We start from the raw sequence: 14,503 nt of genomic DNA, 5'->3' as shown, positions 1-14,503 counted from the left end.
TGGTTTCGCCGCCGCGATCGCTCGGCGATACTGGCGTGATGATCGATCACGACGACCCCGCAACCACGGATGTTGCGGCGCTGCTGGGCAGCGATGGCCCGTTTGCGCGCGAGGTGCCCAGCTTCGCCCCGCGTGAGGCGCAGCAGCGGATGGCGCAGGCGGTAGCCCAGGCGATCGCCGGCCGCGAAACCCTGATCGCCGAGGCCGGCACGGGCACCGGCAAGACCTTCGCCTACCTGGTGCCGGCGTTGCTGTCGGGCGAGCGGGTGATCATTTCCACCGGCACCAAGACGCTGCAGGACCAGCTGTATTTCCGCGACCTGCCGCGCGTGCGCTCGGTGCTGGGCGCGCGATTGAAGACCGCCTTGCTGAAAGGCCGCGCCAACTACCTGTGCCTGTACCGGCTGGACCAGACGGTGCGCGAGGGCGCCACCTTCGAGCGCAGCCAGGCCGCGCAGCTGGCCACCATCCGCGCCTGGTCCGCCCGTACCCGCCGTGGCGACCGGATGGAACTGGCCGAGGTGCCGGAGGAATCGCCGCTGTGGCCGCGCGTCACCTCCACACCGGAAAACTGCCTGGGCGTGGAGTGTCCGTTCTTCGACGACTGCCACGTGGTGAAGGCGCGTCGCGAGGCGATGGAGGCCGATGTGGTGGTGGTCAATCACCACTTGCTGTTCGCGGACCTGGCGCTGAAGCAGGAAGGTTTCGGCGAGATCCTGCCCGGCGCCGCCGCCTTCATCCTGGATGAGGCGCATCAGGTGCCCGAACTGGCCGGGCAGTTCTTTTCGCAGAGCGTGAGCGCGCGCCAGCTGACCGACCTGGCGCACGATGCGCTGGCCGAATGCACGGGAGTCACCGGCGCCATCGGCCTGCTGCTGGAGCCGGTGGAGGCGTTGCAGGATTCGCTGCGCCAACTGCGCCTGGCGATGGCGCCGCTGCCGCAGCGCGGCGCCTTCCAGGCGCTGGAGGATCGCGCCGCCGTGCGCGATGCGCTGCACGGATTGCGCGAGCTGCTGGCCACGCTGGCCGAGCTGCTGGGCTCGCAGGCCGAGCGCTCGCGCGGCTTCTCCCACCTCAGCGAGCGCGCCACCGCCTTGAGCGGGCGGCTGGATCGCATCGTGGAGGATCGCAGCGAGCGCGACGTGCGCTGGTACGAAACATGGACGCGCGGTTTCGCCCTGCATGCCACGCCGCTCGACCTGGCTGCGCCGATGCGCGGCCTGCGCGAACGCACCCAGGCGGCCTGGATTCATACCTCGGCCACGCTGTCGGTGGCGGGCAATTTCGATCATTTCGCGCGCCAGCTGGGGCTGGATGACCCGCAGACCCTCAGCCTGGAAAGCCCGTTCGACTACACGCGGCAAGGCCTGTGCTACCTCCCTTCGGGACTGCCCGATCCCAATGCGCGCGACTACACCGAACAGGTGATCGAGGCCGCGTTGCCGGTGCTGCAAGCGTCCAACGGCCGCGCGTTCCTGCTGTTCACCTCGCACCGTGCGCTGCGCCGCGCCGCCGAGTTGCTGCAGGACAAGGTGCCCTGGCCGCTGTTCGTGCAGGGCACCGCACCGCGGCCCAGACTGCTGGAGGAATTTCGCGCCAGCGGCCACGGCGTGCTGCTGGGCGCGGCCAGCTTCTGGGAAGGCGTGGATGTGGCGGGCGAGGCGCTCAGCGTGGTGGTGATCGACAAGCTGCCGTTCGCCGCACCCGACGATCCGGTGCTGGTGGCGCGCCTGGCCGCGCTGGAAGCGTCCGGCATCAACCCGTTCATGGGCTGGCAGGTGCCCAGCGCGGTGATCGCGCTGAAACAGGGCGCCGGCCGCCTGATCCGCGACGTGCACGACCGCGGCGTGCTGATGCTGTGCGACCCGCGCCTCACCGGCAAGGGCTACGGCAAGCTCTTCCTCGCCAGCGTCCCGCCGATGCCCCGCACGCGCGAATTGGCCGACGTGCAGGCCTTCTTCGATGACGCGCCGGCGCCGATGTAGGAGCGCACCCTGTGCGCGATGCTTTTCGCGGGGATTCGGGATTCCTCAAAAGCATCGCGCACAGGGTGCGCTCCTACACGCTGCGGATCAGGACATCGGCTCCGGCTTCGCACCCAGCTTCGGCGGCAGCGGGATGAATTCGTCGTGGTCCAGGTCCGGCAGTTTCATGCGGCCGGCGGCCCAGTCGGCGCGCGCCTGGTCGAGCCGCTCCGGCGAGGAGGAGACGAAGTTCCAGTCGATGTAGCGCGGCCCCACCGGGTCGCCGCCCAGGCCCATGACCACCGCGCCGTCCGCGCTGGCAATGGTGGCGGGCTGGCTCGGCGCCAGCAGCGCCATGTTGCCCGCCTCGACCCGCTCGCCGTCGATCTCCACATTGCCGCTGGCCACGTAGACCGCGCGCTCGGGGTATTCGGCCGGCAGCGACACCCGCGCGCCGGCACGCAGTTGCCAGTGCACGTAGAACTGCGGCGAGTCGACCTGCACCGGCGATTGCAGCCCGGCCAGGCGGCCGGCGATCAGCCGCCCGGCGACGCCGTCATCCTCGAACACCGGCAAGTCGTGGTTGGCGTAATGCCAGAAGCCCGGGTCGATTTCCTCGCGCCCGTCAGGCAAGGCCACCCAGGCCTGGATGCCGTCCAGCGGCCCGCCGTGCGCGCGCAGCTGCTCGAAACGCTCCGAATGGGTGATGCCGCGGCCGGCAGTCATCCAGTTGACCTCGCCCGGGCGGATCGACTGCTCCGAGCCGAGGCTGTCGCGGTGCATGATCTCGCCGTCGAACAGGTAGGTGATGGTGGACAGGCCGATGTGCGGGTGCGGGCGCACGTCCGCCTCGCGCGGCAGGCCCGGCGCGATCTGCTTGGGCCCCATGCGGTCGAAAAAGATGTACGGGCCAACCATGCGGCGCTGGGCGAACGGCAGCACGCGGCCGACTTCGAAGGAGCCCAGGTCGCGGCGGCGCTGGGCGATGATGAGTTCGATCATGGAGTACCTCGCAGGTGGCAACGGGCAGCGTGGGACGCCCACTATCGCACCTTGGCTCAGGCGTGGCGTGAGCGCTCCGGCGCCGCCTCCATCGGCAGGCCGTGCGCGCGCCACGCCTCCAGCCCGCCGGCCAGCGGCCGCACCCGGGCGAAACCCAGCTGCTTGAGCTGGCTGGCCACGCGCGCGGCCGAGGCTTCGTTGGGGCAATCGCAATACACCACCACCTCGCCGGTGGCATTGGCGGCCAGCTCGGCCACGCGGGCGGCGTGCACCGCGCCGGGGATCCATCCGGTGGCGTCGCGCTCGATATCGCTGCGCACGTCGATCAGCAGCGGGCCGTCGGGCTTGTCCATCAGCGCCTGCAGTTCGGGCACGGAGATGCGCTCCATGCGCAGCTCGCGCAGAAACAGCCGGCGCTTCCAGTATTTGCGCGCGACAAACACCGCCAGCGCCACCAGCACCACGCCGATGCCGACCCGGCCCAGCGACTCCAGCGTCAGCAGCGCCTCGTTGACGGCGTCATGGAACACCACGCCCGTCGCGATCGCCGCGCCGGCCCACAGCACCGCGCCGGTGCCGTCATACGCCACGAAGCGGCGCAGCGGCGTGCGCTGGTGCCCGGCCAGGGTGGTGCCGACCGCGGCAAAGCCGGGAATGAACTTGGCCAGCACCAGCGACGGCGGCCCCCACTTCGCATAGGTCGCGCGCGTGCTGGACACGCAACTGTCCGGCGACAGCGAGATGCGACAGATCAGCCGCAACATGTGCGCGCCATGCCGGCGCCCGGCCAGGTACCACAGCGTGTCGGCCATCACGGCGGCCAGCGTGGCCACCAGCAGGATCGGCCACACCGCGTCCTGGCGCCCGACCGCCTGCGCGCTGGCCACCACCAGCGGCGGCCACGCCGGCACCGGGATGCCACCCTGGTCCAGCAGCACAACCGCGAACACGAGCCAAAGCCCGTACGTCGACAGCAATGCGTTCAGCGCTTCCATCATCCGCGTGCCACCCGGCAAACCCTGTCGAGCCGACAGACGGCCAGCTTACTTGCCCCGGATCACCGCGGCGAAGGGCATCCTTCTTCACATGACTCGGCACCTCGATCGCGCACGATGGGGTTCGCACTCGTCCCGAGGAGACTGGCATGGTTTCGACCGTCGATCGATTGCGCCCCGGCGGCGCGCATCTTTTCCATGCGGCGACCTTGGCCGGAGCGCTGGCGCTGTTCCTGGTCGCCTTGCTCACCGACTGGGCCTACTGGAGCAGTTACGAGATCCAGTGGAGCAACTTCGCGTCGTGGCTGCTGGTGGGCGCGATGGTGCTCGTTTCCGTGGCCATCATCTGCGAGATCTTCGCCCTGGTTCGCGGTGGGCGCAGCGTGGTGCACATCGTCGTGCTGGTGGCGACCTGGCTGGTCGGTTTCTTCGATGCGCTGCATCACGGCAGGGATGCGTGGGCGATCATGCCCACGGCACTGGTGCTGTCGGTGATTGCCGTCGTGCTGGCGTTCGTGGCCACCTGGTTGAGCTTCGCAAGCCTGCGCGCGGGAGGTGTCCGATGAAATGCTCCAGCCTGAACGTGCTGCCCCTGGCTGCCGCCGCCATGCTGCTGGCCGCCTGCAGCAAGGCGCCCGATCTCGACCAGTACGGCGCCAGCCCCAAGTTGCCGGAACCTTCGCGCGGCGTGATGCCCGACATGATCATCGCCAAGCCCGCCCCGTGGGATGGCCAGGTGCCGATCGCGCCGCAGGGCTACACCGTCTCGGCGATCGCCACCGACCTGGGCATCCCGCGCCAGACCCTGGTGTTGCCCAACGGCGACATCCTGGTCGCCGAAGGTCGCGGCGGTCACGCGCCCAAGCTCAAGCCCAAGGACGTGATCGCCGGCAAGATCAAGGCCAAGGGCAATACCTCGGTCAAGAGCGGCAACCGGCTGACCCTGCTGCGCGACGCCGATGGCGACGGCAAGTACGAGTTGAAGACTGTCTTTGCCGACCACCTGGATGCGCCCTACGGGCTGGCGCTGGTGGGGAACAAGCTGTACGTGGCCAACCAGGGCGAACTGGTGCGCTTCGATTACCAGCCGGGCCAGACCCACGCCAGCGGGGCGCCGGTCAAGGTCACCGACCTGCCATCGGCGATCAACCACCACTGGACCAAGGCGCTGGCGGCCAGCCCCGATGGGCGTTACCTGTACGTGGCCATCGGCTCCAACAGCAACATCACCGAGCGCGGCATGAGCGCCGAAGTCGATCGCGCGCGGATCTGGCAGGTGGACGCCGCCACCGGCGCGCACAAGGTCTACGCCACCGGCCTGCGCAACCCCACCGCGCTGGCGATCCAGCCCGGCACCGACACCTTGTGGGCCGTGGTCAACGAGCGCGACGAGATCGGCCCCAACCTGGTGCCCGACTACCTGACCTCGGTGCGCGAGGGCGGCTTCTACGGCTGGCCGTACGCGTACTGGGGCCAGCATGTGGACACCCGCGTGATGCCGCAGGACCCGGCCAAGGTCGCCGCCGCCATCGTCCCCGACTACGCGCTGGGCTCCCACGTCGCCGCGCTCGGCGTCGCCTTCTCGGCACCCACGATGGGCGGCCAGTTCGGCGATGGCGTGTTCGTGGGCGAGCACGGCAGCTGGAACCGCAATCCGCCAGTCGGCTACAAGGTGGTGTTCGTTCCGTTCCGCAACGGCCGCCCGTCCGGCGACCCGATCGACTTCCTTACCGGCTTCCGCACCAAGGACGGCAAGACCCGTGGCCGCCCGGTCGGCGTCAGCGTCGACCCGCGCGGCGCGCTGATCGTGGCCGACGATCTTTCCAACACCATCTGGCGCGTCACTCCGACGACGGCTGCCGCCGCTCCGGCCACCACGCCCCCGGCGCCGGCCGCATCGGCGCCCGCACCCGCGGCACCGTCCAGCGCGCCATGAACCGCCGGCGGCAAGGGCGCGTTCCGCGTTGGCGGAGCGCGCCCTTGCCAGCAACCCGGCGTGGCTCAGTGCCCGGGCAGGGTGTAGCTGAAGTCGTAGTGGTGCTTGCCGTCGACCTGGATGATCGCCAACGAGCCACCGATACCGGCCAGCTCGCCGCTGCCGCTGCCGGGCACCACCGCCACCGTCCACTCCTGCGGCGTGCCATCCACCATCAACGCACGGTGCACCAGCACGAAACTCCCGCTGCGACCATGCAGCGTGCCGCTGATCTTCTCCATCGCCACATACGCCCCGCACGGGCCGTCGCCGGCCGCCAGCATCTCGCCCTGGCCAGTGGCCTCCAGGTCGCCGTGAAACCGCTTGTCCAGCGACAGGCGCCCCAGCCCGGCGGCAGCCGCCTGCGGATTGTCCGCCGCCTGCGGCTGGACCTTGACCTCGAAGTTGCCGGTGGCGTGCATGGGGATGTTCCTTCGGGCGTGTTTGCGGGATTCGGCGGGAGTATTGATGGTTTGGCAGGACGAAGGGGATGACGCGGGTTTTGCGACGATGCTCGATGACGTGTCGCAAAGCTTACGGTGGAGTCAGTCGATTTTGTTGCTCTGTCAGGAGAGTCCGAAATATCGCTCGAAAAACGCCGTCAACTTGTCGAGTACCGACTGCTTCTTGGCAGCGTGGTTATTGTCTCTTGAGAACCGGGACACTGGCGGCAACACAGTGGTGATGGCGGTGCCGCTCGTAGGAATGCTGCCATCGCGGAACGCGTTCTCGATGAAGCTGCGTGCGGCTTCGGCGTTGAGGTTTTCTTCCGCGATGATGCGTTCCAGCTCCTCGCTCTTTCTTGCTGCCACGAACGCCTGCCACTGTGCATCCACTTTGGACTTGGTAGTCACCGAATCCACGAAGTCCTCGATCAGGTCCTTTTTGTTGCGCAAGGACGGGCTCGCGTTGACGGCGCGCTCGATGTTGGCGCGGATTTCCTTGTCCTCGCCCGTACCTTTTTTCTTCAGGTACCGCTCGACCAACAGCAGGATGTAGTCGACGTTTATTTCGACCTGCTTAATCAGCTCGATCTCGAATACCACATCGTCGTTGATCGACTCCTTCTCGGCCTCGGCCGTGCTGCGGAACTCGGCGTACAGATTCAGATAGATGCTCTGGTAGTCTTGGAATTCGCGCTCGGTCAGGATCTCCTGCCCCGCGAAGTCGTCAAAGGCGGTCAGGATGTTTTTCAGTCGGAGAATCGAGCCGAACAGCTTGATGAAGGCCTTCCGTGCCGCCTCGCCGATGATGGCGGTGCCCAGCGGGAAGCCGGTCACGAGTTCTGCAATCTTTTGTTCGTAGTCCTTGTAGTAGTCGGCGTACGGCTTCAGCAACACGATGCCCTTGGCATCCTTGTTGCCAAACAACGCCAGTGCATCGTTGGTGGCTTGTTCCAGATTGCGGAACGAGATGATGTTGCCGTAGGTCTTGACCGAGTTGAGGATGCGGTTGGTGCGCGAGTAGGCCTGGACCAGCCCATGGCTTTTCAGGTCCTTGTCCGCCCAAAGGGTGTTGAGCGTGGTGGCGTCGAAGCCGGTCAGGAACATGTTGACCACGATCACGAGATCCAGCTCGCGCGTTTTCAAGCGCTCCGAGAGGTCCTTGTAGTAGTTTTGGAACTTGTCGGCGCTGGTATCGAAGCTGGTGCCGAACAGGGCGTTGTAGTCGCGGATCGCAGCGTCCAGGAAATCGCGCGAGCTGGCGTCCAGCCGGTCGGTCTCGAAATCCTCCTCCCCCAGCAGGTCTTCGCTTTCTTCCTCGTTGGCGGCGAAGCTGTAGATCAGGCCCACCTTGAGCCGTTTCGCCGTTGGCAGTGCTTCCTGCTGAGTGACGAATTCCGCGTAGTAGCGCTTCGCTGCCTCGATGGATGCACAGGCAAACAGTGAATTGAATCCGGCCAGTCGTTTGCCATCATGGCGATAGGTGCTGGCACGCTTGGTCTTCTGGTCGAAATGCTCGCGGATGTACTTCACGACCTGGCTGATGCGCTCCGGCGCCAGCAGCGCCCGTTCGGTATCGATGGCCGGAACCTTCTTGTCCTTGATTCCGGCCTGGGTCTTGATCGTGTTGATGTAGTCGATGCGGAACGGCAGCACGTTCTTGTCGGTGATGGCGTCGACAATCGTGTAGGTGTGCAGCTTGTCGCCGAAGGCCTGCGCGGTGGTACGCCGCAGCGGATTGCCGGCAGTGCCGGCGTTCTCGGCGAAGATCGGTGTGCCGGTGAAGCCGAATAGATGATACCGATTGAAGCGGCGGGTGATTTCGGCATGCATGTCGCCAAACTGGCTGCGGTGGCACTCGTCGAAGATCACCACCACATGCGCGCCATACACAGGATGCTTCGCATGCTTGGCCACGAAGCGCGACAGCTTCTGGATGGTGGTGATGATGATCCGCGCACTGGGGTCTTCCAGCTGCTTCTGCAACACGGCAGTGGACGCATTTGAGTTGGCGGCACCCCTCTCGAAGCGTTCGTACTCGCGCATGGTCTGGTAATCCAGATCCTTGCGATCCACCACGAACAGTACCTTGTCGATTTCCGGCAGGCCGCGTGCCAATTGCGCCGCCTTGAAGCTGGTCAGCGTCTTGCCGCTGCCGGTGGTGTGCCAGATGTAGCCGCCAGCCGCCACGCTGCCCAGCTGCTTGTGATTGGTAGCCGTGGCGATGCGTTGCAGGATCTTTTCGGCGGCGACGATCTGGTAAGGCCGCATCACCAGCAGCTTGCGGTCCACATCGAACACGCAGTATCTGGTGAGCACGTTCAGCAGTGAGTGCTTGGCGAAAAAGGTCTTGGCGAAGCCAGTCAGCTCGGTGATGGGCTGGTTCCTGGCGTCGGCCCACCAGCTGGTGAAGGCAAAGCTGTTCGCGGTCCTGCGCTTGCCGCGCTTGCCGGCCTGCTCCTTCAGATGCCCGTCGCGCACAGTGTTGCTGTAGTACTTGGTCAGGGTGCCGTTGCTGATCACGAACAACTGCACGTACTCGAACAGGCCGGAGCCTGCCCAGAAACTGTCGCGCTGGTAGCGGTTGATCTGGTTGAAGGCCTCGCGGATGTCCACACCGCGGCGCTTCAGCTCCACGTGGACCATCGGCAGGCCATTGACCAGCACAGTCACGTCGAAACGGGTGGCGTGCGTACCGGTGGCTTCGTACTGGTTGATGACCTGCAAGGCGTTGTTGTGGATGTTCGCCTTGTCGATCAGGTAGATGTTCTTGACCGTGCCGTCGTCGCGCCTGAGCACCTGCACATGGTCTTCCTGCAGGCGCGCGGTTTTCTCCAGGATGCCGTCGCTGGCCCCGGCAATACAGGTGGCGAAGAAATGCTCCCACTCCGCATCGCTGAACGTGGTCTTGTTCAGCCGTTCCAATTGCCGACGCAGGTTGGCGATCAGATCCGCGTCCGAGGTGATCGGCAAGTAGTCGTAGGCTTGCGCCTGCAACTGCTTGATGAAGGCCTGTTCCAGCGCCGCCTCGCTCTGATAGGCAGAGTCCCGCACCGCCTCGGGCACAAACTCGGCGACGACGGTGCTTTCGTCGGAGAGTGCGATAGGTTCATACCGCAGCGGGGTTTCGCTCATGGATCGCACCTACAGCCCAAGGTTCAGAAAGATGAACATCAAATACGAATATTCTCGTAAGTTGTTGATATAAATGGCTATTTATTGCATCCCTAGATGGGCGGGCGCACTCCATCAAATGGCCAGCAAATAAAGCCCCTGGCTCATTTCGCCCACCAAGGTAGGTACTTCATGTACTTCCGACCGGCCTTGGCATCGTAAGGGACGATCACCCCGGCTTCGAGCGCTTCCCTGATGAGGCGGGACGCCGTCGCACTGTTCTTCTCGTCGATGCCGAACCTGGCACGCAGACTGGTATTCGTCATCTGATCCATCTGCACGTAGCGCAGGCAAGCATGCAGATAGCACGCTCGTACGCGATCGACCTTTTCCATCTCCTTGAGTTCGCGATGCGCGAACAAGACGGCGCGGGTATGTGTGTCCCCGGCCTCGAAAAGCGGCGCGGGCAACTGGTAAAGCTCGCTTTCGAAAACCACCTTATCCACCCCGCTGCCGCGTTCCTCGCAGATACCAACGCGGCGCATGAACGAGGCAAGCGCTTCGTTCCTGGAGCGGGGCGGACTGTCGAGGAATCGATCACTTGGTATCAGTGGCAGCCCCGGATTGGTGATCTCCATACGGCTACCGAATATCTCCACCATCGGAGATGTGCCGCTGACATGGAAATCCTGGTGGATCAGAGCATTGGCGAAAAGCTCTCGGATGGCCAATTCAGGAAACATGGGAACCTGCTTTCTCAGGGCCTTGCCGATCACCTCGTTGCCTGGCAACAAGGTGGTGACGTACTGGATCAGCCCCTGGAATCCGATGGCATAACCCTTGCTCCCCTCCTGTTCGCGCAGCGTTTCCACGCGCGCTTCGCCCTTGTACTGGACTACACGAACAGCCTTGCGCTTCAGGGTATTGAAATCGGCAAGACGCCTGGCCAACAGGACAGCACCAAGATGGGTGATGTCCCACTTTCCCGCCTTGCCACGCAGGATCATGTCGTCTGCAGCAAGCGCCGCCGCAATGCCATCACGCCCCTCGGGTAGCGGCAAGGCGAGCAGATCAAAATATGCCGGGTAGTCCAGCAGCGTCAGCACATCATGCGTGCTCACCGATTCGGCGGCGATTTCCCGTTCGAAGGGTGTGCGGTCGAACACACGCCACAACTCCCGTTCCTTCTCGGGGAAATCCTTCAGGCGCTTCTTGTATGAGCCGACCCGTATGAACTCGTTGCCCTTGAACTGCACGGGGTGCCTGAACGCCGCGCCGATCTCCAGCAGCACAAGCGGCTTTGCGTCCGCCTGCAACTGGTGAAAGCGGAAATTGATCTTGGGCGCGAGCTGCCGCAGCAACCAGCTTTCCAGCTCTTCATTGCCAACTTTTGCATGCGTCGGGTCGAATGACGTCCCGATGAGGTCATGGCTCGCATCGTCTACGCCCCATGCAAGATACCCGTGGGTCTTGCCCGCCAGGGCGGCAGCGTTGGACAGGGCCGATAGGTATTCCCCGATTTCTTCCGGATCGGCATTGTTGTGCTTGAATTCAGCCCACTCGGTTTCGGCAGGCAGCTTCCGCAGCTCGTTGAGGATGCCAAGCAGGTCGGACTCTACCCGTTGGATACTCATGCGGCTTCCCGGAAGGTGAGCAGGCGGTCGCGGTAGTGTTCGTACTGCTGGCGGCGCGCGGCGATTTCGGCTGGCAGGCCGGAGGACAGGTCGTTCACCAGGGCGTCGAACTTGTCGAGGATGGAAACCACGCGCTCTTGCTCTTCAATGGATGGCACCGGAATGCGGATCTTCGCAAGATTCTCGCCAGAGAGCCGCTTTACTTTGGCTCGCGCAACGTATTTGCTCTTCTGGGAATGGAACGACGCTGTCTGCAGGGCATAGGCCACGAACTTCGGATTCATCGCGTGGCGGTAGAAGAAGCAATCGTCGTGAATTGCGACATCATCCTTACCAAGCCAAGCAACAGCCTTACCAACATCCTCAACCGTTTCCCCAACTGCGGCGATCACGACATCTCCAGACTGCGCATATCGGAGCTGGTGAGCAATCTCAGCCCGAACTTTCGATACGGTCGATGTAGCAGAAACCCCGTAATCTGTATAAATCTCACCGTAGTGAATTGAGGGAATGCCATTCGCTACTACGTCGTCTTTAGTGAAACGTCGGCCGCGGACGAATGTTCCGACTTCACCCATGGTCATCCACCTTATGCTTTTCTTGCTTGCTTGCTTGCTTGCTTGCTTGCTTGCTTGCTTGCGCTCGCTTCGCTCGCGCAAGAGAGCTCATCGAAGGTGAGCAGCGCTTCGCGGTAGTACGCATACTGCTGGCGGCGCGCCTCCAACTCCGCCTCCAACTCGGCCTTCAGCTTCGCCTCTAGCCCCGTAAACGTGTCAAGCACTTTCATAATTTCGTGTTGGACTTCGAGTGGAGGTACGGGTATTCGGAAAGAAAAGAGTTTGCTGCTTTCAATGGACGCGACTGATCCTCCGCTCTTGCGCGCAACCCGAAGAATGGCTGGCCCACTCGAGCGCAGAACATGAGCAATGTAGCCAGGCAGGACTCCAATGCGCGCAACCACCGCCTTCATGTCTTGGTTCAACGCGACCGGCATTGGAATTAGCGCAGTTGGAAGAATGCGATCCAAAATGCTGGATCGCACGACAACTGCTACCGAATTTGCAGGTACGAGTTTTGTAGCAGAACTCTTGATGGCAGCGTCAGTGATGTAATCCTTAGTGGCATTGATGATCGGTTGCCCCATGTCTTTCGGGGAAACCCAAGGAATCGTCCCGTTCTGCCAGTACTCGCGACGATCCTTTGAAGGCGTCCCACCTCCGTACCACTCACCGATATCGGACAAGGGCTCATATCGCACGCCATTCGGTGCGTGCTCTGCAATCAACTCATCAATTCGGCTCACGGTTTTCTCTTCTCCACAATCCTCTTCTGCACCGCCTTCATGGTTTCCAGGTAGGCCGCCTCCACCTCGGACGGCTGCTCGGCCAGTTCGCCGCCAAGCCGTACATCGATGGCGGGCTCATCACCGCGCTGATATAGAATGATTTCCCCGCCGGATTTTTCACTCATGCCTGCGCCCCTTCCAGATCCGCCACGATGGCGTCGATCTGCGTACGCAGTTTCGCCTGCCGCGCCACGATGCCGGCGATGGTCGCGTTCAATGCCGTGATGTTGACCGCCTCGCGGTCGTCTTTCTGCTCGACATAGCTCGACACCGCGATGTTGTAACCGTTGACGGCGATCTCGTCGTTCTCGACCAACCGCGCAAAGTGTTCGATGCTCTCCCGCTGGGTGAAAACATCCAGCACCTTTTGTTGATGCTTAGGCGTCAGCTTGTTCTTGTTACCGCTGCGGATGAACTCAGCGCTGGCATCGATGAACAGGGTGGCGTTGTCGCGCTTGGACTTCTTCAGTACGATGATGCAGGTGGCGATGGTGGTGCCGAAGAACAGGTCAGGCGGCAACTGGATCACGGTATCCACATAGTTGTTGTCGATCAGGTACTGGCGGATCTTGGCTTCCGCGCCGCCGCGGTAGAGCACGCCGGGGAATTCGACGATCGCGGCGGTGCCGTTGACCGCCAGCCAGCTCAGGATGTGCAGGGTGAAGGCGAGGTCGGCCTTGCTCTTGGGGGCGAGCACGCCAGCGGGGGCAAATCGCGGGTCATTGATCAGCAAGGGATTGGCGTCGCCCTCCCAGCGGATCGAGTACGGCGGATTGGAAACGATGGCCTCGAACGGTTCGTCGTCCCAGTGCATTGGATCTATCAGGGTGTCGCCGTGGGCGATGTCGAACTTCTCGTAATTCACGTCGTGCAGGAACATGTTGATCCGGCACAGGTTGTAGGTGGTCAGGTTGATTTCCTGCCCGAAGTAACCTTGGCGCACGCCATTGGGCAACACCTTGGCGAATTTCAGCAGCAGTGAGCCAGACCCGCAGGCCGGGTCGTAGACCTTGTTGATCTCGGTCTTGCCCACCACGGTGATGCGGGCCAGCAGCTCGGAGACTTCCTGCGGGGTATAGAACTCGCCGCCGGACTTGCCGGCGGTCGATGCGTACATCTGCATCAGGTATTCGTAGGCGTCGCCGAACAGGTCGATGCTGTTGTCGGAGAAGCCGCCGGTCAGCGGCAGTTCGCCAATCGCATCCAGGAGCTTGACCAACTTCTCGTTGCGCTTGGCCACGGTGGGGCCGAGCTTGCTGCTGTTGACGTCCAGGTCGTCGAACAGACCCTTGAGATCGTCCTCACTGTCGCTACCGTTGGCCGAGCCTTCGATGTTGGCGAAGACGCGGGACAAGGTTTCGTTGAGATCGGCATCTTGCCGGGCACGGGCACGCACGTTGGCAAAGAGTTCCGACGGCAGGATGTAGAAGCCTTTTTCTTTCACCGTTTCGGCACGGCCGAACTCGGCATCGGCATCCGCCAACTCGGCGTAGTCGAACTTTTGATCGGCACCGGGCGCAGCACGTTCCTGCGTATTGAGGTAAATGGTGAGGTTCTCCGACACGAAGCGGTAGAACAGCATCCCGAGCACGTAGGTCTTGAAGTCCCAGCCATCCACACTGCCGCGCAGGTCGTTGGCAATGCGCCAGATGGTCTTGTGTAGTTCGGCGCGTTCGATTTCTTTGCTGTTGTTTGCCATCTGAACCTTCATCCAATCACTTTCGAAAAGTGGCGCGCCCATCGGGCCGCCGACAGGCGTGGGATGTCGCGTTGATTCCAAGATCTTAACGGTCAATGCGGGGCGACAACGAAACGATCTGGCACAAGCAGCGCTGAAGCGTCCCCCGCGGACAGCAGAAGAGTAGGAGAACCGCGCACACGGTGCGATCCTGTCGGCAAATGCTTGCGTGAGGGGTACACCGCGTGGATGCCGAGCGTCAGCGTGCCGTACCCGGCAGCAGTTCGACTAGGTCGCTGCGGCGCACAGAATCGGTAGCCGCGGATGGCGCTCCAATCCCGTCGAACTCGACG

The 14,503-nt window shown here is 63.4% G+C and carries 12 protein-coding genes; 3 read left to right on the top strand and 9 right to left on the bottom strand.

Going from position 1 to position 14,503, the window contains the following annotated elements:
• Nucleotides 1–38: 38 nt before the first annotated feature.
• Nucleotides 39–1,985 carry a DNA repair helicase YoaA gene (gene yoaA, locus ABD017_RS12210; protein ID WP_343883022.1) on the top strand — a complete coding sequence of 649 codons (1,947 nt, stop codon included), beginning with the start codon at nt 39–41 and terminating at the stop codon, nt 1,983–1,985.
• An 87-nt stretch (nt 1,986–2,072) separates the two neighbouring features.
• Here yoaA and ABD017_RS12205 read toward each other — a convergent pair whose 3' ends face one another.
• Together ABD017_RS12205 and ABD017_RS12200 are read right to left on the bottom strand one after the other, a co-directional pair.
• Nucleotides 2,073–2,966 carry a pirin family protein gene (locus tag ABD017_RS12205; protein ID WP_343883021.1) on the bottom strand — a complete coding sequence of 298 codons (894 nt, stop codon included), beginning with the start codon at nt 2,964–2,966 and terminating at the stop codon, nt 2,073–2,075.
• A 56-nt stretch (nt 2,967–3,022) separates the two neighbouring features.
• Nucleotides 3,023–3,916: a rhodanese-like domain-containing protein gene (locus ABD017_RS12200; protein ID WP_343883020.1), complete on the bottom strand. Its 894-nt coding sequence runs from the start codon at nt 3,914–3,916 to the stop codon at nt 3,023–3,025.
• Between the two features lie 194 nt (nt 3,917–4,110).
• Between ABD017_RS12200 and ABD017_RS12195 the strand changes: the two genes are divergently transcribed.
• Both ABD017_RS12195 and ABD017_RS12190 read left to right on the top strand, forming a co-directional pair.
• Complete coding sequence (locus ABD017_RS12195; RefSeq protein WP_343883019.1) at nt 4,111–4,527, top strand: hypothetical protein; 417 nt, start codon at nt 4,111–4,113, stop codon at nt 4,525–4,527.
• The gene (locus tag ABD017_RS12190; RefSeq protein WP_343883018.1) at nt 4,524–5,897 is read left to right on the top strand and encodes a PQQ-dependent sugar dehydrogenase; all 1,374 of its coding nucleotides are present in this window, start codon (nt 4,524–4,526) and stop codon (nt 5,895–5,897) included. The genes ABD017_RS12195 and ABD017_RS12190 overlap by 4 nt, the downstream gene beginning before the upstream one ends.
• 65 nt (nt 5,898–5,962) lie before the next feature.
• On the opposite strand, the gene ABD017_RS12185 is transcribed toward ABD017_RS12190, so the two are convergent.
• The 7 genes from ABD017_RS12185 to ABD017_RS12155 form a co-directional block, all read right to left on the bottom strand.
• Complete coding sequence (locus ABD017_RS12185; RefSeq protein ID WP_343883017.1) at nt 5,963–6,358, bottom strand: DUF3224 domain-containing protein; 396 nt, start codon at nt 6,356–6,358, stop codon at nt 5,963–5,965.
• A gap of 144 nt (nt 6,359–6,502) precedes the next feature.
• Nucleotides 6,503–9,514, bottom strand: coding sequence for a type I restriction endonuclease subunit R (locus ABD017_RS12180; RefSeq protein WP_343883016.1), 3,012 nt, complete (start codon nt 9,512–9,514; stop codon nt 6,503–6,505).
• Between the two features lie 143 nt (nt 9,515–9,657).
• Nucleotides 9,658–11,127, bottom strand: coding sequence for an ATP-binding protein (locus ABD017_RS12175; protein ID WP_343883015.1), 1,470 nt, complete (start codon nt 11,125–11,127; stop codon nt 9,658–9,660).
• The gene (locus ABD017_RS12170; protein ID WP_343883014.1) at nt 11,124–11,711 is read right to left on the bottom strand and encodes a restriction endonuclease subunit S; all 588 of its coding nucleotides are present in this window, start codon (nt 11,709–11,711) and stop codon (nt 11,124–11,126) included. The genes ABD017_RS12175 and ABD017_RS12170 overlap by 4 nt, the downstream gene beginning before the upstream one ends.
• A 5-nt stretch (nt 11,712–11,716) precedes the next feature.
• Nucleotides 11,717–12,430 (bottom strand): restriction endonuclease subunit S, encoded by a 714-nt coding sequence (locus tag ABD017_RS12165; RefSeq protein WP_343883013.1) that lies wholly within the window; start codon nt 12,428–12,430, stop codon nt 11,717–11,719.
• Complete coding sequence (locus ABD017_RS12160; RefSeq protein WP_343883012.1) at nt 12,427–12,597, bottom strand: hypothetical protein; 171 nt, start codon at nt 12,595–12,597, stop codon at nt 12,427–12,429. Before ABD017_RS12160 ends, ABD017_RS12165 begins: the two co-directional genes overlap by 4 nt.
• Nucleotides 12,594–14,171 carry a type I restriction-modification system subunit M gene (locus tag ABD017_RS12155; RefSeq protein ID WP_343883011.1) on the bottom strand — a complete coding sequence of 526 codons (1,578 nt, stop codon included), beginning with the start codon at nt 14,169–14,171 and terminating at the stop codon, nt 12,594–12,596. Before ABD017_RS12155 ends, ABD017_RS12160 begins: the two co-directional genes overlap by 4 nt.
• Between the last annotated feature and the right edge of the window lie 332 nt (nt 14,172–14,503).

Source organism: Rhodanobacter caeni, assembly GCF_039523575.1.
GTDB classification, from domain to species: domain Bacteria; phylum Pseudomonadota; class Gammaproteobacteria; order Xanthomonadales; family Rhodanobacteraceae; genus Rhodanobacter; species Rhodanobacter caeni.
This window is presented reverse-complemented; position numbering and strand designations above follow the sequence as displayed.

What these genes read in the sequence shown, in the direction of transcription:
- yoaA (WP_343883022.1), top strand. Translation starts at nt 39, where the DNA reads ATGATCGATCACGACGACCCCGCAACCACGGATGTTGCGGCGCTGCTG.
- ABD017_RS12205 (WP_343883021.1), bottom strand. Translation starts at nt 2,966, where the DNA reads ATGATCGAACTCATCATCGCCCAGCGCCGCCGCGACCTGGGCTCCTTC.
- ABD017_RS12195 (WP_343883019.1), top strand. Translation starts at nt 4,111, where the DNA reads ATGGTTTCGACCGTCGATCGATTGCGCCCCGGCGGCGCGCATCTTTTC.
- ABD017_RS12190 (WP_343883018.1), top strand. Translation starts at nt 4,524, where the DNA reads ATGAAATGCTCCAGCCTGAACGTGCTGCCCCTGGCTGCCGCCGCCATG.
- ABD017_RS12185 (WP_343883017.1), bottom strand. Translation starts at nt 6,358, where the DNA reads ATGCACGCCACCGGCAACTTCGAGGTCAAGGTCCAGCCGCAGGCGGCG.
- ABD017_RS12180 (WP_343883016.1), bottom strand. Translation starts at nt 9,514, where the DNA reads ATGAGCGAAACCCCGCTGCGGTATGAACCTATCGCACTCTCCGACGAA.
- ABD017_RS12175 (WP_343883015.1), bottom strand. Translation starts at nt 11,127, where the DNA reads ATGAGTATCCAACGGGTAGAGTCCGACCTGCTTGGCATCCTCAACGAG.
- ABD017_RS12170 (WP_343883014.1), bottom strand. Translation starts at nt 11,711, where the DNA reads ATGACCATGGGTGAAGTCGGAACATTCGTCCGCGGCCGACGTTTCACT.
- ABD017_RS12160 (WP_343883012.1), bottom strand. Translation starts at nt 12,597, where the DNA reads ATGAGTGAAAAATCCGGCGGGGAAATCATTCTATATCAGCGCGGTGAT.
- ABD017_RS12155 (WP_343883011.1), bottom strand. Translation starts at nt 14,171, where the DNA reads ATGGCAAACAACAGCAAAGAAATCGAACGCGCCGAACTACACAAGACC.